Origin of the sequence: Pseudoalteromonas sp. P1-25 (assembly GCF_001401805.1) — a bacterium.
Lineage (GTDB): Bacteria > Pseudomonadota > Gammaproteobacteria > Enterobacterales > Alteromonadaceae > Pseudoalteromonas.
On the sequence record NZ_LKDW01000006.1, the window covers coordinates 142799 to 159412 of the forward strand.

At 42.0% G+C, this 16614-nt stretch carries 13 protein-coding genes; 5 read left to right on the forward strand and 8 right to left on the reverse strand.

Annotated features, from left to right (window positions below; genetic code table 11):
• Positions 1–31: 31 nt before the first annotated feature.
• A complete protein-coding gene (gene hldE, locus AN393_RS06225; protein WP_055014888.1) occupies positions 32–1471 on the reverse strand; it encodes a bifunctional D-glycero-beta-D-manno-heptose-7-phosphate kinase/D-glycero-beta-D-manno-heptose 1-phosphate adenylyltransferase HldE in 1440 nt (479 codons plus the stop codon).
• Positions 1471–2061 (reverse strand): SIS domain-containing protein, encoded by a 591-nt coding sequence (locus AN393_RS06230; protein WP_055014887.1) that lies wholly within the window; start codon positions 2059–2061, stop codon positions 1471–1473. The genes hldE and AN393_RS06230 overlap by 1 nt, the downstream gene beginning before the upstream one ends.
• A gap of 182 nt (positions 2062–2243) precedes the next feature.
• Between AN393_RS06230 and waaA the strand changes: the two genes are divergently transcribed.
• Together waaA and AN393_RS06240 are read left to right on the forward strand one after the other, a co-directional pair.
• Positions 2244–3527, forward strand: a complete 1284-nt coding sequence (waaA, locus tag AN393_RS06235) for a lipid IV(A) 3-deoxy-D-manno-octulosonic acid transferase (protein ID WP_055017617.1) — start codon at positions 2244–2246, stop codon at positions 3525–3527.
• Positions 3524–4072: a DUF1415 domain-containing protein gene (locus AN393_RS06240; RefSeq protein ID WP_055017618.1), complete on the forward strand. Its 549-nt coding sequence runs from the start codon at positions 3524–3526 to the stop codon at positions 4070–4072. The genes waaA and AN393_RS06240 overlap by 4 nt, the downstream gene beginning before the upstream one ends.
• 30 nt (positions 4073–4102) lie before the next feature.
• Here AN393_RS06240 and AN393_RS06245 read toward each other — a convergent pair whose 3' ends face one another.
• From AN393_RS06245 to purL, 4 genes are all read right to left on the reverse strand, one after another.
• Positions 4103–4432: a YdbL family protein gene (locus AN393_RS06245; protein WP_055014884.1), complete on the reverse strand. Its 330-nt coding sequence runs from the start codon at positions 4430–4432 to the stop codon at positions 4103–4105.
• A 10-nt stretch (positions 4433–4442) separates the two neighbouring features.
• Entirely contained in the window at positions 4443–4640 is a 198-nt protein-coding gene (locus AN393_RS06250) for a YnbE family lipoprotein (protein WP_010556932.1), read from the reverse strand.
• Between the two features lie 2 nt (positions 4641–4642).
• Positions 4643–7099 (reverse strand): YdbH domain-containing protein, encoded by a 2457-nt coding sequence (locus AN393_RS06255; protein ID WP_055017619.1) that lies wholly within the window; start codon positions 7097–7099, stop codon positions 4643–4645.
• 133 nt (positions 7100–7232) lie between these two features.
• A complete protein-coding gene (purL, locus tag AN393_RS06260) occupies positions 7233–11123 on the reverse strand; it encodes a phosphoribosylformylglycinamidine synthase (RefSeq protein ID WP_055017624.1) in 3891 nt (1296 codons plus the stop codon).
• 211 nt (positions 11124–11334) lie between these two features.
• Here purL and mltF point away from each other — a divergent pair, with 211 nt between their 5' ends.
• Positions 11335–12831, forward strand: coding sequence for a membrane-bound lytic murein transglycosylase MltF (gene mltF, locus AN393_RS06265; protein ID WP_055014881.1), 1497 nt, complete (start codon positions 11335–11337; stop codon positions 12829–12831).
• A 245-nt stretch (positions 12832–13076) separates the two neighbouring features.
• Positions 13077–13241 (forward strand): hypothetical protein, encoded by a 165-nt coding sequence (locus tag AN393_RS20425; RefSeq protein WP_200909026.1) that lies wholly within the window; start codon positions 13077–13079, stop codon positions 13239–13241.
• Here AN393_RS20425 and tadA read toward each other — a convergent pair.
• Entirely contained in the window at positions 13238–13741 is a 504-nt protein-coding gene (gene tadA / locus AN393_RS06270) for a tRNA adenosine(34) deaminase TadA (protein WP_055017620.1), read from the reverse strand. The two genes, AN393_RS20425 and tadA, sit on opposite strands and share 4 nt — an antisense overlap.
• A 178-nt stretch (positions 13742–13919) precedes the next feature.
• On the opposite strand from tadA, the gene AN393_RS06275 reads away from it, so the two are divergent.
• Positions 13920–15224: an inosine/guanosine kinase gene (locus AN393_RS06275; protein ID WP_055017621.1), complete on the forward strand. Its 1305-nt coding sequence runs from the start codon at positions 13920–13922 to the stop codon at positions 15222–15224.
• 34 nt (positions 15225–15258) lie between these two features.
• Here AN393_RS06275 and glsB read toward each other — a convergent pair whose 3' ends face one another.
• The gene (gene glsB, locus AN393_RS06280; RefSeq protein ID WP_055017622.1) at positions 15259–16182 is read right to left on the reverse strand and encodes a glutaminase B; all 924 of its coding nucleotides are present in this window, start codon (positions 16180–16182) and stop codon (positions 15259–15261) included.
• Between the last annotated feature and the right edge of the window lie 432 nt (positions 16183–16614).

Here is a 16614-nt window from a genome sequence, read left to right on the forward strand (position 1 = left end):
TTTCAACCCTTTTTTGTTCGCTAAGCAAATGTTATTGCTTAATTTTTCTAATTACTTTAGATGTAGAACAACCATCTAAAAATGTCAGCACTTCTACTTTACCGCCATGGCGTAGCACATGATCAGCCCCTGCTATTTGCTCTACAGTGTAATCCCCCCCTTTAACTAAAATATCGGGGCTTATTTGCTCGATTAATTTAGCCGGTGTGTCTTTTTCATCCTCGCTGCCAAAGGGAATGACCCAATCAACAGAGGCAAGTGCACTTAACACCATTGCGCGCTCATCAAGTGGGTTTATCGGGCGTTCAGGGCCTTTTAAACGCGTAATTGAATCATCATTGTTTAGCCCCACAACGAGCCTATCCCCGCGCGCTTTGGCTTGTGCTAAATAGCGTACGTGGCCTGCGTGTAAAATATCAAAACAGCCATTGGTAAACACTATCGTTTCGCCGTTTTGCTTAGCAAATTCAATATGTTGCAGTACATCGTCAAACGGCGTTTGGTAGTGCTCGCCATTGGTGTGTAAGTATTGGCCAAGCTTTTGGCTTAGCTCTTCTGGTGACACTGTTGCCGCACCCAATTTACTTACTACAATGCCTGCCGCTAAGTTAGCAATTTCTACCGCATCTTTGGGGGCCATACCTGCACCGAGCATCACGGCAAGCGTGGCTATAACAGTATCGCCTGCGCCAGTTACATCGCTTACTTCTAACTGCTGAGCCGCAAAGTCATGTTTTTCATCGGCATTAATTAATGACATTCCCTGCTCTGAGCGTGTAAGTAGCATGGATTTAATACCATTTTTGCTAATTAGTTCACGGGCGCTTTGCGCTAAAATTTCTTCAGAGCCTGTTTTACCACCTGCTAAATTGAATTCATGTAAATTTGGGGTAATGTAGTCTGCGCCTTCGTATAAGTGTAAATCGGGCGACTTAGGATCAATCAGTACAGTTTTACCTGCGGCTTTAGCAACGCTCACCATCTCCTTAATTAAGCTTAACGAGCCTTTGCTGTAATCGGAAAATACCACAAAGTCGTATTCATCAAGTACTAGCTCTAAGCGGTTTAATAACAGCTGGCTATGCTGCTCGCTAAAGGTTTCTTCTAAATCTAGGCGCACAAGTTGTTGATGGCGGCTAATAACACGCATTTTAGAAATAGTCGGTAAATCACAAACACTCACAAGTTGAGAACTTATTTTCTCACCTTTTAAAATGGTTTCTAAAATTTGCCCGCTTTCATCTTCACCAATTAAACCAAGTAGCCCTACTTTTGCATCAAGTCTAGCAATGTTTTTTGCCACATTGGCAGCGCCACCCGCTTTATCTTCAAACTTACTTACTTTTACAACCGGTACCGGTGCCTCAGGCGAAATACGTCCTGTATCGCCATACCAGTAACGGTCTAGCATAACATCACCGACAACTAAAATACGCGCTTTAGATAAGTTTTTTAATAGCGATAAATCCATTACTGCTGCTCCGCAACAACCATATCGATGGCTTCACACAACCAATGACCAATAAACATATGTGCCTCTTGGATACGGGCTGTTTCATCGTTTTTAATAATAATGGGCAGCTTTGCAATATCTTTAACCTTACCGCCTTCTCGCCCAGTTAGGGCAACTGTAAATGCACCAATTTTGTTGGCTGCTTCAAGCGCTAGATTAATATTGGCGCTGGTACCTGAGGTTGTTAAACCAATCACTAAATCCTCAGGTTTACATAAAGCCTGAACTTGGCGCTCAAATACCGTATCAAAGTGGTAATCGTTACTGTGCGCAGTCAGGATTGAGGTATCTGTAGTGAGTGCGATAGAAGCTAATGGGCCACGCTCTAATTTATAACGCACTACAAACTCAGCGGCTAAATGCTGCGCATCAGCTGCACTGCCACCGTTACCAAACCAAATAACCTTACCACCAGCTTGCAATGCACTGTGGCACGCTTCTAATAATTGCATAGACTCTTGATGATAAGCCTCCATCGTTTCAAATAAGGCTTGATGACGGTTTAAACTTTCAACGTAGCTTGTTGCCACAGAATCGATAATTGACATGAAAAATTCCTCTAGGAACTGAAATGGCAGGAAAAAATTAAATCCATTATTCCATAGTTTTATTTAGTTGTGTGTATTTTATGGGAATATAGCTGAACTGAATTATAATTTAGTGCTTCACATGTTCAGAAATTATCACTTTCGCGTTAAACTAGCGCCACTTACCTTAATAAAAGTTCAGTATGGCACGCATTTTTTACTCACTCGCTTTAATTTTAATTAGCCCACTGATTGTATTTTACTTATATGTACTAAGAGGTAAAAAAAATAAAGGCTACCGCGCACACTTTAAAGAGCGCTTTGGTTTTATTAGCAAACACTTATTTAATAATAGCGCTAAACCGGTTGTGTTCCACTGCGCTTCTGTAGGTGAGGTGCTTGCAGCAGCGCCACTTATTAAAGCACTGCAAAAACAACACCCGCAGCTTAATATACTTATTACCTGCAATACCCCTACCGGGCGTGCGCAAATTAGCGAACAATTTAAACATACCGTGGCATCTTGTTATTTACCTATTGACTTTGCAGGTTCAAGCGCTCGATTTTTAAAGCGTATAAACCCACAAGCACTGTGTATTTTAGAAACTGAGCTGTGGCCTAACTTAATGGCCATAAGCCATAAAAAAAATATTCCGGTATTGGTGCTTAATGCTCGACTAAGCGAAAAATCGCAACAGGGGTATCAAAAGGTGGCAGGGTTAACGCAAATAATTATGCGTTCAATTTCAGTGCTTGCAAGTCATAATAAAAATGATGCTAAGCGGTTTATTGAACTTGGTTTACCTTCTTCTAAAAGCCATGTTACAGGCTCAATAAAGTTCGACATTACACCACGCAATGAGCAACTAACTAAAATTGCAAATCTTAAAACCGAGTATAAAACCAAAGAACGTTTTGTATGGGTGGCAGGCTCTACCCACCCGCTTGAACATGAAATGATATTAAACGCACATCAGCAGCTATTAAAAAAATACCCTAATGCCCTTTTAATTATTGCACCGCGCCACCCTGAACAGTTTGATAAAGTGGCCGACACGTTAGCTCAAAGTGCCCTTAGTTTTAGTCGTCGCAGCAACAATAACTATCAAAACGAGCACGTGCTATTAGCTGATACATTGGGCGAGCTACAGTGTTTATATGGCGCAGCGAATGTAAGTTACATAGGCGGCAGTTTAATTCGCCGCGGCGGGCACAACCCACTTGAAGCTGCTGCTTTTTCAGTTGGTGTTATTACAGGCCCACATACATATAATTTTGACCATGTATACCCTGAGCTAATTAAACTTAAAGGGGCCGTTGTTGTTGAAAATACCGACGAGCTTGCTAAACAATTAATTAATTTAAGCCAAAACACCAAAGCGTGCCAAAGTTTGGGGATTAAAGCGCAGCAATGTGTAGTAAAAAACCAAGGCGCCATTGAAAAAACATTGACCCTTATAAATCAGTATTTAGAGCCAAAAGCATGACTCATCAAGCAATTACCCAAACCCGCGAGTGGGTATCGTCTGTTATTGTAAAATATAACTTTTGCCCATTTGCCCGTAAAGAAGTAGAAAACAACTGTATTCATTATGTGCTTAGCCCAGCAGATAAAATTGATGACGCTGTCATGGACATGCTAGATCAGTGTGTGCAGCTTGATCAAAACCCCGAGCGTGAAACCACATTAATATTGTTTGATAACGGCTTTAGCGATTTTGAAGACTTTTTAGATTTAGTTGATTTAGCCAATGCCTTACTGGTAGCGCAAGGGTTTGAAGGTAAATACCAAATTGCTAATTTTCACCCCGATTACGTATTTGCCGACAGCGATGAAGATGATGCAGCAAATTACACCAACCGAGCCCCCTACCCTACACTGCATTTAATACGCGAACTGAGTATGAGCGAAGCGCTTGATAACTATAATGAGCCTGAATCTATACCAGAACACAATATAAAGCTTGCAAGGCGAAAAGGCATCGACTTTTGGCAGCAACTTTTAGCAAACATAAAAAAAACGAGCGCCTAAACGCTCGGTTTTAAAGTAACAAATTCAATACTACTTTTTAACCCAGTTTCCATTCACTTCAATATAGTGGCCACTTTTGGTCTTTTCGATTGTTTTAGCTGCAGCGAGTGCTTCGACTTGTGCCAGTGATAAGTCGTTCTTTTTAGCCAGCTTTAAATACTGTGCTTTGCGTTTAGCATTAATTTCCTCAACCACTGCTTTTGCCTCGCTGTTTTGTACAACAAGCCCTAAGTAACCTGAGCTATCTTCACCCACTAAGCCTTGATTTTTAGCATCATCTAAACTAATCGCCCACGCCGAAAACGACATACACACTGCACCAATTAAAGTGGCAATACTTAATTTATTTTTTATAGTCATCATTTAGCTCCTAAAATAATTCGCTGTCGTCACTGAACAGGGTATCGAGTTCTTTATCCACCTTTACACGAATTTCATGATCTACTTTTACATTAAGGTTGATAGTTATTGGCTCTTTAGCTGCTACTTCTACTCTGTGTGTACATGCGCTCAATGCGCTAATAGCAGCAAGGGCAATGATTGCCTTAATGCTTAACGAATTTTTCATCATTAGTTTCCTTTTTGAGAATATTGCTGCTCAACTTTTTGTGTTATTTCGTCGCTCAGCCTAAGCGCTCTTAGTAACGTAAACACGTTTTCTTCGTGGTTATAATTAAAGTTAACTTGCTGCTGCTCTGGCTCATTAAAACCTTGTAAGTTAACACCTAAGTTTAACCAGCCATCACTTTTAAGCACCACTGTACTATCAAGCTTTTGTATATCAAGGTTTTTGAGTAGCCCAAGTACAGGTTGTAACTCTTGTTGCTGGCGCATAACGGCGTCAAACGCTTCGTTATTACTAATAATAAGCTTACCTTGGCCTTGGTTGACTAGGCTACCATTTTTTACCTCAACCCCTGTTTCATCAAAATAAAATGGCAACGACCCTTTTAACCTACCAGTGAGGGTAATACCCGACTTATCGTCAAGCGTTATTAATTTACTAGCATCAACATTTTCAAACGTAACATATGCTGTTTGCTGCGGTTTTAAAAGCGAGTATTTATCTAATTCAAATACCCCACCAAACACATTGCCAACTACATTAAAGGCTTGCGCACTATTATTTACCACTTCTATTTTGCCATTAATATTATTAACTACCACGCCCGCTCTTAATTCATTAACGTTAAAGGTAGTAGGGGCAATATTAAGCTGCCCTGAATCGTACTGCCCACTAAATTGCGTACTAAACTGATTAGCTAAGTAATCGTTGTAAAGCGCGCTGGTATCACCAACGGTTAAATTAAAATCGGCTTTTTGTAAATTAACATCGCCACTAATACGCCCGCCAAACTCGCCTTGAGTGAGTTGAGCTAATGGCTCAAATTGGCTAATAATCGAATTTAACGAAAGCACACTTTGCTGCGGTATAATCACTTCAAACGGATGCGCTACTTTTGAAACATGGTGATTAGCGACCAGCTCAACACCATTAATAAGTAAATGATGCGACGCTTGAAGCGCGCGACTTTGCAGCCCTGTGGAGGTTACGTTTATAGTATTTAAATCGACATTTGGGCTTGTCAGTGTGTTTATTTGAGTGCTTGCATTTAAGTGAGCAAATAACTCACCCACACCTAAGTTTGCCCTGGCACTAAGGGCGTTATTAATACCGGTAAGTTTATATTCGTTGTATTGCACGCTATTAAGCTTACTTTTAAGCGTTACTTTTGCATCGAACTCTTCGTTCATACTTGCTTTAAGGTTACCTGTGTACCCGGTAAGAGCATTGCCATAAGCAGCTGCGCTATCAAAGCTAAGTTCAATACGTGCGTTACCTACGGGCTTAAAGTCAATAATCTGAGTAACTGTAAAATCCCCTGCGGCTTTTACATTATTAGCCTCAGCCGGTAAAAATTCAGGCAAAGCAGTAAGCGCAATATCGTAATTGCCACTTAGTTGTTCATTTTCAAGCTGCGTATTTAGCACTACAGCCTTTATATCATCAGTGTGTAGCTGCGCTTTAAGCTGCGTGCGCGCACTTTGTAATGGCGCAGCCGTATTTATAAACGTATCTGTAAACGTTATATCTATATTTTGCTTGGCTTGCTCTGCGCTTTTGAGCGTTATTAACGGTAAAGATAGAGTGTTATGTTCAGCACTAATTGGTTTAGCTAAAGCCCATTGCCAATTAAGTGGTAGCTGCTTTACAGCAAATGACTTGTAGGCACTTTCAGGAATAAGAGTTTGGCAGTTATTACTAAGTTTTACATTGTTTTTAAGCGTGCTTGGGTCAAGCTCAAGGTTTTGGTTATTTAAATGATAGGTAGCACTTAGCACACCTTTTGAGCTGTTTGTTATATCACAGCTTTGTATTTTATAGTCATACTGGGCTTGTAATTCACCAGTAAGGCTTGCCTCTACTCCGTTAAAGCTAAATGCCTGCGCTGAATCAAAGCTAAGCCCATTTAATAACGCGTTATCGGTTTTAAGTAACTGTTTAAGTAATTCATCATTAACTTTAAGCTGCCCTTGTACCTTATTATTGTAAAGCGTTGCACTTGCGTTTAAATCACCATTGACTACAAAGTGGTTAAGCTTAGGCTCGGTAATATTTAGCACAAGCGGGCGCTTTAAAAGCGCACTGTTTATACTTAGTTGCTCAACTGTAATTGTTGGCCTTTTTTCAGGAAGGGCTAAATCTAAAATTGTTGCAGGGCTGCTTTCTTTATCACTTTGTGGAAACGGATTGACATTAAGCGCCGCTTGCTTAATTTCAACATGGCGAGTATTTGCGGTAATGCCTGTAACAACAAGTTCTTGATTTTGATAACTTAAACACGCTTTTTGTACGTACACATTTAATTTACTCGTAAGCGAAAAGTCTAGACAACTTAAAGTAACGCCTGCTTTTTCAAGCGCAGGTGCTACAGCCCATTGCAATAGTGGCAAACGAAATACATAGCCAAGCAAAACTATACTTAGCAATACAGCACCTATAATTAAACTAACGCGCTTTAACATACTATCCTTATAAGCTTTTATTCATACCTTACAAACTATCGTAATTTTAAATCTACGCAATCAAAAAAGGCTGCACAGTGCAGCCTTTTTTATTGTACAGCTAGATTATGAATCTAACTTGTATATGTCGTTTTTAACCTACATTTTTACGTGCATTGCGGAACATACGCATCCACGGGCTATCCTCTTTCCACTCATCTGGGTGCCACGAGTTAGCAACAGTGCGGAATACACGCTCAGGGTGCGGCATCATTACAGTGGCACGGCCATCAGTAGAGGTAATACCGGTAATACCTTCTGGTGAACCATTTGGGTTAGCCGGGTATTGCATTGTCGGGTTACCGTAGTTATCTACAAATTTAACCGCAACAGTGCCGCTGTCAAGCGCAGCTTGAGTGGCAGCATCATTTGCAAACTCAGCATGGCCTTCACCATGTGATACAGCAATTGGCATACGCGACCCAGCCATGCCATTAAAGAACACTGACGGGCTTTCTTGTATTTCAACTAAGCTAAAGCGTGCTTCAAAACGCTCTGACTTATTTGTTACAAAACGTGGCCAATGCTCAGTCCCCGGAATTAACTCTTTCAACGTTGATAACATTTGACAACCATTACACACACCTAAGCTAAAGGTGTCTTCACGGTGGAAGAAGTTTTTAAACTGATCGCGTGCCATATCGTTAAACAATATAGACTTAGCCCAGCCTTCACCGGCACCTAATACGTCACCGTAAGAGAAACCGCCACATGCCACTAAGCCTTTAAATTGCTCAAGGGTTAAACGTCCTTCGAGGATATCGCTCATGTGTACATCAACAGCGGCAAAACCAGCACGGTTAAACGCAGCAGCCATTTCTAAATGCGAGTTAACGCCTTGCTCACGTAAAATAGCCATTTGCGGCTTAGCGCCCGTTGCAATGAACGGCGCGGCTATATCTTCGTTTAAATCAAAGTTAAGTTTTACGTTTAAGCCTGGATCTTTTGCATCAAACTTGGCATCAAACTCCTGCTTTGCACAATCAGGGTTATCACGACGTGCTTGCATTTGGTACGTTGTTTCGGCCCAAATTGTACGAAGCTCAGTACGAGTATGATTAAGCACTGTTTGCTCACCACGGTTAAACACAATGCTATCGTCACTATTAAGCGAGCCAATCACGTGGCTAATTGCAGCCACACCATGTTGCTCAAATACAGCATTTACGGCCTCTAAATCGCTGTTAGCAACTTGAATTACCGCGCCAAGCTCTTCGTTATATAGTGCTTCTAGGTCTGTCCCTGTTAAACCAGCTAAATCAACAGTCACTCCGGTGTGCCCTGCAAATGCCATTTCAGTTATGGTAGTAAATAAACCACCGTCTGAGCGGTCATGATAAGCAAGTAGCTTGCTATCCGCGACAAGTGCTTGCATGGCATTGAAAAAGCCTTTAAGTAGCTCAGGGCTGTCAACATCTGGCGTAACATCACCAAGCTGCTTGTAAACTTGTGCAAGGCTTGATGCACCCATTCGGTTTTTACCTGCACCTAAGTCAACTAAAATAAGCGATGTATCGCCTTTATCAGTACGTAACTGCGGAGTCACTGTTTTACGCACGTCGTCAACACGGCCAAAGGCAGTAATAATAAGTGACAAGGGCGACGTTACCGATTGCTCAGTTGCATCATCCTCGTTTTTCCATGTCGTTTTCATCGACATAGAGTCTTTACCTACAGGTATAGTTAAACCAAGCGCAGGACAAAGCTCTTCGCCTACCGCTTTTACAGCTTCATAAAGGCCTGCATCTTCACCTGGATGACCGGCTGCAGCCATCCAGTTAGCCGAAAGCTTAATGTTCTCAAGGCTGCCAATGTTGGCACAGGCAATATTGGTTAGTGACTCTGCCACAGCTAAACGTGCCGATGCACCGTAGTTTAATAGTGCAGCCGGCGTGCGCTCACCCAGTGACATCGCTTCACCGTGGTAAGTGTCGTACGTTGCTGCGGTAACTGCACAGTTAGCCACAGGTACTTGCCAAGGACCCACCATTTGATCCCGTGCTACTAAACCGGTAACCGAGCGATCGCCAATGGTAATTAAGAATGTTTTTTCTGCAATTGTCGGTAAGCGTAATAAACGCTGAGCCGCCTGTGCTATATCAATTGACTCTGCATCAATTGCCTTGCCGGTAACTTGCTTTGAAGTTACATCACGATGCATTTTAGGTGCTTTACCTAGTAATACATCAAGCGGTAAATCAACAGGGCTGTTATCAAAGTGACTGTCGGCAACAGTTAAGTGGCGCTCTTCTGTGGCTTCACCTATTACTGCGTACTGCGCACGTTCGCGCTTACAAATGGCTTCAAAGCGATCAAAGTCTTCAACAGCAACAGCCAACACATAACGTTCTTGCGATTCGTTACACCAAATTTCGTGCGGGGCCATGCCCGGCTCATCGTTAGGAATATCACGTAGTTGGAATTTACCACCACGGCCACCATCATCTACAAGCTCAGGGAATGCATTAGATAAGCCACCGGCGCCTACATCGTGAATAAAGGCAATTGGGTTTTTATCCCCTAGTTGCCAACACTTATCAATCACTTCTTGGCAACGGCGTTCCATCTCTGGGTTTTCACGCTGTACAGATGCAAAATCTAAGTCTTCGTTAGATTGACCCGATGCCATGCTTGATGCAGCACCGCCGCCTAAGCCAATATTCATTGCAGGGCCACCTAGTGCAATAAGTTTTGCACCTACTGGAATATTCCCTTTTTGCACATGATCAGCACGAATATTACCTAAACCACCGGCAAGCATAATAGGCTTGTGGTAACCGCGCACCTCTTCACCGTTGTGGCTTGTTACTTTTTCTTCGTAGGTACGGAAGTACCCTAATAAGTTAGGACGGCCAAACTCGTTATTAAATGCCGCGCCACCTAAAGGACCGTCCATCATAATATCAAGGGCATTTACGATACGGTTAGGCTTTCCAAAGTCGCTCTCCCACGGTTGCTCGTAATCCGGAATACGTAAGTTAGAAACCGTAAAACCAACTAAACCCGCTTTTGGCTTAGAGCCGCGGCCCGTTGCGCCTTCATCACGAATTTCACCACCCGAGCCTGTAGCCGCACCAGAAAATGGTGCAATCGCTGTTGGGTGGTTATGGGTTTCTACCTTCATTAAAATTTCTATGTCTTCTTGATGATACGCATATTCACCTTGCGCATTCGGGAAAAAGCGACCCGCTTTTGAGCCCTTCATTACTGCTGCGTTATCTTTGTACGCCGACAGTACATTTTCAGGGTTGTGCTCAAATGTATTTTTGATCATTTTAAACAGTGATTTAGGCTGCTCAATACCATCAATTGTCCAATCAGCGTTAAATATTTTATGACGACAATGCTCTGAGTTTGCTTGGGCAAACATAAATAACTCTATGTCGTTAGGGTTACGGCCTAACTTTTTAAAGTTTTCTACTAGGTAGTCAATCTCGTCATCAGCAAGCGCAAAACCTTGTTCAACGTTTGCAGCAGCTAATGCTTCGCGTCCACCACCTAAAATGTCAACTGATGACATTTCACGAGGCGAGTCGTTACGGAATAATTGTGCTGCCGAAGCAAGCTCGCTATGCGTTGCCTCAGTCATACGGTCGTGTAATAAAGCCGCTACCTGCGCAAGTTGCTCTGCACTTAGCTCACCTTCTACGTAATAAGCAATACCGCGCTCAACACGGTGAACCTGTTTAAGACCACAGTTATGTGCTATGTCGGTTGCTTTAGATGCCCATGGTGAAATGGTGCCAGGGCGAGGTGTAACTAAAATAAGTGTGCCAGCTGGGGTATGCTCGGCAATAGTTGGGCCATAAGTAAGTAGCTTTTCAAGCTTAGTTTGCTCATCAACACTCAAAGGCGAGGTTAAATCGGCAAAATGTGCATACTCGGCATATACATTGGTGACTGGAAGTTGCGATAGTTTGCAACGCGCTAAAATTTTATTAACTCTGAACTCTGAAAGTGCTGGTGCACCACGAAGGATCAACATAGATAATTTCATCCGGGGTTAGGGATTGAACGATATTTTAGGCGGGCATTATAGTCTAAGTAGCACTCAGTTTTAACTCCAAATTGCGCTTTTCAGAAAATTAACTTTTTATTTATATAAACAGCTGCAAAATTACCAATAAAAGCTAAACGCTAAGTGACGCCATAGTGAAGTTTTGGTATAACGGGGTATGAGCTTTATGGGGCGGTTAATGTTGAAAGAAAAGCTAATAATTATCATCACTTTAGTTATGTTGTTGTGCGCCTGTAATATGCAGGAGCAACAAACTCAACTTGCCCAAATTAAAGCACAAAATAAAATACGTGTAGGTACGCTTGCCAGTGCCAGCAACTACTACCAAGCAGTGCAGGGCGAGCAAGGCTTTGAATACGAGCTTTCGCAAGCCTTTGCCGACTACCTGGGTGTTGAGCTAGAAATAGTGCCGTTTTTTAATTTATCCGATATGTTTGAGCGCCTTGAAAGTGGTGACTTAGATATAATAGCCTCAGGCCTTACCTACAACAAAGTACGTGCACAACAATACCGCTATGGCCCCACTTACAGAACAATTAGCCAAAAGTTGGTTTATAAACAGGGTCGAGTTCGCCCACGTGAATTTGACGACCTGGATGGAAACTTTACCGTTATAGCCAAAAGTAGCCACTCTTTAACCTTACAAAAAATAAAAAAGAGCAACCCAGATTTAACCTGGCAAGAAACCGAAGAGCTCGACGAAGAGGAGCTTTTACAAGCCGTTATTGATGGCGAAATAGACTACACCCTCGCCGACTCACACACGCTTTCACTATTTAGACGTTACCACCCAAATTTAAGTATTGGCTTTTCAGTTACCCGAAATGACCCCATAGCCTGGATACTGAATAAATCAAAAGATGACTCACTTTATGCATTGCTAGTGCCTTTTTTTGGTGAGGTAAAGCAAAGCAACCAATTGTATGTGCTTGAAGAAAAGTACTTTGGACACGTACGCCAATTCAACTACGTTAATACGCTTGCATACATAGAGGCTATAAAAGAAACACTCCCCACATACAGACCTTGGTTTGAGCAGTATGCGGGCAGCCTAGACTGGCGCTTACTTGCCGCACTTAGTTATCAAGAGTCTATGTGGAACCCACGTGCTAAATCGCCTACGGGTGTACGAGGCATTATGATGCTTACACGTAGTACTGCTAAACAGGTGGGCGTGACTAATAGATTAGAGCCAGAGCAAAACATCCGCGGTGGCGCTAAATACTTAGCTAAGCTTGTTAAACGCATCCCCGATAGAATCCCGCAGCCTGATAGAACTTGGCTTGCACTGGCAGCCTATAATGTAGGCTGGGGGCATGTTAACGACGCGCGCATTATTACCGAACAACAAGGGGCCAGCCCTGATAAATGGGCCGATGTTAAAAAGCGCTTACCACTTTTAATCAAAAAACGTTATTACCGTAAAACCCGTTACGGTTATGCGCGTGGCGATGTTGCGGTAAAATATGTTGATAATATTCGCAGATATTACGATGCACTTGTTTGGCTTGATGAAAATAATGCCTTAGCGCCAGAGCCTGAAACACCTAAAGTTGAAAAAGCGGCTCAGCCAAGCAAAGAGCCTGTAAACAACGATAAAACCGAGCCTACCCCATCGCTTTCACCTGAAGAAAAAAGTAAGCAAGGTGAAAATAACACGCAGCAGTCTCAGTAAAGGGTTTATATTTACATTTTTTAATTGGCTGCTCATGCATGTTAAACATTAAATGTGAGCATTACACACTTAACTTTGCGTTTTAATGAGCGCTAATTTTTCCTTCAAGATTAACCACTGCGATAACTAAATTAAAAATCTGTTTACTTGTCATGAAATGATCACTAATGTGTGTTTATAGTATATTTACCTGATTTTTAATATATATCTTGTGCCTTTCTCACTCTCACGCATTAGGAGAACACATGCTAAAACGTAGACGCACACAAAAACTAAAACGCAATATTATTCATTCGACAGCCACCAGACGTCGTATAATGCTACGTAACTTACATAAAAAAATTATTTGGCGTCGTCGTATGTTTGCTATGCAGCAAATGATAGAAGCAGACTCAGAGGTTGCTAACTAGCCACTAATTTGACGAGCCGCTTTTTTAGCCGCTTTAATTTGCTCTCGGCGTTGTTTAAAAAACGCCGAAATAGTACTACCACAGGTTTGCCCAAGCACCCCACCTGATACTTCTACCTGATGGTTCAGCCTCGGCTCTTGCAATAAGTTCATAATAGATCCAGCCGAGCCCGTTTTAGCATCGGGCGCACCATACACCAAACGCTTTATTCTACTGTGCACTAACAGCCCAGCACACATAGAGCACGGTTCTAACGTAACGTACAAGGTGCAATCAATTAAACGGTAATTATTTAAAGCTCTTCCTCCTTCTCGCACTGCAATCATTTCAGCGTGCGCAGAAGGGTCGTTATCAGTAATTGAACGATTATACCCTGCAGCAATAAGTGTGTTGTCTTTGACAAGGACTGCTCCCACCGGAATTTCGCCCAATTGCTGCGCTTTATTGGCATACACCAATGCCTGCTCCATCCAATACTCATCGCTTTTAAGATCGTTCATATTACTTACTTTAAATAAATTTTCTGTCGCTATTATATCAATTTGCTTGTTTAAAATGCGAAATTGAATAAATTATTGCAAAAATAAAACAAAATAATGTGGTTTATCGTGGCTCATAGAGTGTGATTTACGCTATAATCTCACGCTTTTTTTATTTAGCTCACAACACAGGTAGCAAATGAAATTTCCTGGACGCCGCAGACATAAACATTATTTTCCAGTGGAAGCTAAAGATCCACTTACTAATCAACTAAACGCCACTGAGCGATTACAGCGTAGTTACATTACGGGAATCGATCAGATCGTTGTTGATATTGAAGCCAAAGTCGATCAGGCTTTTTTAGACGAGTTTCAACTTCGCCGTGGTATGTCGCAAGTTATTGATAGCGATATTACCAACGCCCTATACGACCGTTTAAAATTAAACAATATGGTTGATTACGAGTTTGCCGGTGGCACCATTGGTAACACAATGCATAACTACTCAGTACTTGCAGACGATCGCTCAGTATTGCTTGGTGTTATGAGTGAAAACATAAAAATAGGCAGCTATGCCTATCGCTTTTTATGTAACACATCAAGTCGCGTTGATTTAGACTATTTACAACCTGTAGATGGGCCTATTGGCCGTTGCTTTACCTTAATTGATGAAACTGGCGAGCGTACATTCGCGATTAGTGCTGGTTTAATGAATCATTTAAAGCCTGAGTCTATCGATAAACACTTAATCGAGCAATCTTCTGCCCTTGTGATCAGCGCCTACCTGATGCGTACACAGGGTGATGAAACAATGACTGAAGCAACCCTACAAGCAGTTAAATACGCTAACGATGCAGGTGTACCGGTAGTTTTAACACTGGGCACTAAGTTTTTAATTGAACAAGATCCAACCTGGTGGGCTAACTTTGTAAACGAGCATGTCGATATACTCGCCATGAACGAAGAAGAAGGACTGGCAATTACTGGCTTTGAAGACCCGTTATTAGCCGCAGACAAGGCACTTGACTGGGTCGACTTGGTTATTTGTACCGCCGGCGAAAAAGGCTTATTTATGGCCGGTTATGTTGATGAAAGCTTTAAACGGGCAACCGAGTATCCACTATTACCGGGGGCAATTGCCGATTTCAATCGCTATGAATTTTCTCGCGCAATGAAAAAATCCGATTGCGAAAACCCGATAAAAGCCTATAGCCACACTGCGCCATTCATGGGTGGGCCTGATTCAATCAAAAATACCAATGGTGCTGGCGATTGTGCGTTGGCTGCCGTGTTACACGATTTATCAGCAAACGTTTATCATAAATTAAATGTCGCCAATTCAGCAAAGCACGAACAAAAGGCCATTACTTATTCTTCTCTTGCACAAATTAGTAAATACGCTAACCGCGCGAGCTACGAGGTATTAGTACAACACTCGCCACGTTTATCTCGTGGCCTACCAGAGCGCGAAGACTGCCTAGAGCAAGTGTATTGGGACCAATAAATAGGGAGCTATACGTACTCCCTATTGCGGTATTTTAGAAAATCGAAATATCGAGCTTTTTAGATAGCAGCTCTAATGCTGCTATCCCCGCTACCGAATTACCAAATTCATTAAGCCCAGGTGAATATACAGCCACCGTAAACTTACCCGGTAATACTGCTAATATAGTGCCTGACACCCCAGACTTACCCGGCATACCTACTCTGTAGCCAAAATCTCCTGCTGCATCATACAAGCCACTAGTAAATAAAAGCGAATTTAGTTGTTTATTCTGACGGCTACTTAAAACACGTTTACCCGAGCTGTAATCAACGCCTTTATTTGCTAAAAAGTTATACGCTCTAGCTAACTCAATACAGTTAAGTTCGATTGCACAAAAATTAAAGTAAGACCAAAGTACATCATCTACGTCATTCTCAAAATTACCAAATGATTTCATTAAATGCGCCATTGCCGCATTTCTATGCCTAAACTCGTACTCAGAATTGGCCACTTTTTTATCAATCACTATTGCACTATTACCTGAGAGTAACCTAAACGTTTCAAGCATTGAGTGGCGAGGTGCAGATAATCGACTGTACAAAGCATCGCACGTCACAATCGCACCTGCATTAATGAAAGGATTACGTGGTACGCCTTTTTCGAACTCTAACTGTGTAAGAGAGTTAAACGCGGTTCCAGAGGGCTCTTTGCCTACCCGGTGCCATAGCTCATCACCATAGCGCTGCAGGGCCATTGTAAGTGTCATCACTTTAGAAACTGACTGAATAGTGAAACGTTTGCTGCAATCCCCCGCACAAATGGTTTCACCATCAGTGGTATAAATAGCAATAGAAAACTGCCCGCTAGAAATCTCAGCAAGTGCAGGAATGTAGTCTGCAACCTTACCTTGTGATAACAAAGGGCGCACTTCGTGCGCTATTTCATCTAGAACAGTTTGGTAGTCAGCAGTGGGCAATTGACACCTCTATTTTGGCATTATAAAAATTTGATTTTAACACGCACAACTTCTGCACGCCTAGTTATGTTACATGAATAAAATAGCAGATAAGCATGAACTTAATGTTTATTTACAAAGTGGTATTTTCTATATCTAAGTAATACCGCTTCGCAATAATGGTTAATTATTTACGGGGCATTAAACCTGATTACACTCAGCATGATGTGTGCCGTAACCTTGCATAAAATGGTTAAGCTTTCTAAAAGGATACGAATGTTATGATTCAAGGATGTACAAGTGCGGACATTACTGAGACTGTCTTCGACATGGGGTATTGGCTATTTATAAACCCCAGACAACAAAAAAACCCGTTACATCGCTGTAACGGGTTTCTTTAATTTGAATCCTGGCAATGTCGTAGTGCCCACAGCGGTAGAGAGTCACATAGCA

Bases quoted from the DNA above. Each gene is read 5' to 3' on its own strand.
- hldE (WP_055014888.1), bottom strand. From the start codon at position 1,471: ATGGATTTATCGCTATTAAAAAACTTATCTAAAGCGCGTATTTTAGTT.
- AN393_RS06230 (WP_055014887.1), bottom strand. From the start codon at position 2,061: ATGTCAATTATCGATTCTGTGGCAACAAGCTACGTTGAAAGTTTAAAC.
- waaA (WP_055017617.1), top strand. From the start codon at position 2,244: ATGGCACGCATTTTTTACTCACTCGCTTTAATTTTAATTAGCCCACTG.
- AN393_RS06240 (WP_055017618.1), top strand. From the start codon at position 3,524: ATGACTCATCAAGCAATTACCCAAACCCGCGAGTGGGTATCGTCTGTT.
- AN393_RS06245 (WP_055014884.1), bottom strand. From the start codon at position 4,432: ATGACTATAAAAAATAAATTAAGTATTGCCACTTTAATTGGTGCAGTG.
- AN393_RS06250 (WP_010556932.1), bottom strand. From the start codon at position 4,640: ATGAAAAATTCGTTAAGCATTAAGGCAATCATTGCCCTTGCTGCTATT.
- AN393_RS06255 (WP_055017619.1), bottom strand. From the start codon at position 7,099: ATGTTAAAGCGCGTTAGTTTAATTATAGGTGCTGTATTGCTAAGTATA.
- purL (WP_055017624.1), bottom strand. From the start codon at position 11,123: ATGTTGATCCTTCGTGGTGCACCAGCACTTTCAGAGTTCAGAGTTAAT.
- mltF (WP_055014881.1), top strand. From the start codon at position 11,335: ATGTTGAAAGAAAAGCTAATAATTATCATCACTTTAGTTATGTTGTTG.
- AN393_RS20425 (WP_200909026.1), top strand. From the start codon at position 13,077: ATGCTAAAACGTAGACGCACACAAAAACTAAAACGCAATATTATTCAT.
- tadA (WP_055017620.1), bottom strand. From the start codon at position 13,741: ATGAACGATCTTAAAAGCGATGAGTATTGGATGGAGCAGGCATTGGTG.
- AN393_RS06275 (WP_055017621.1), top strand. From the start codon at position 13,920: ATGAAATTTCCTGGACGCCGCAGACATAAACATTATTTTCCAGTGGAA.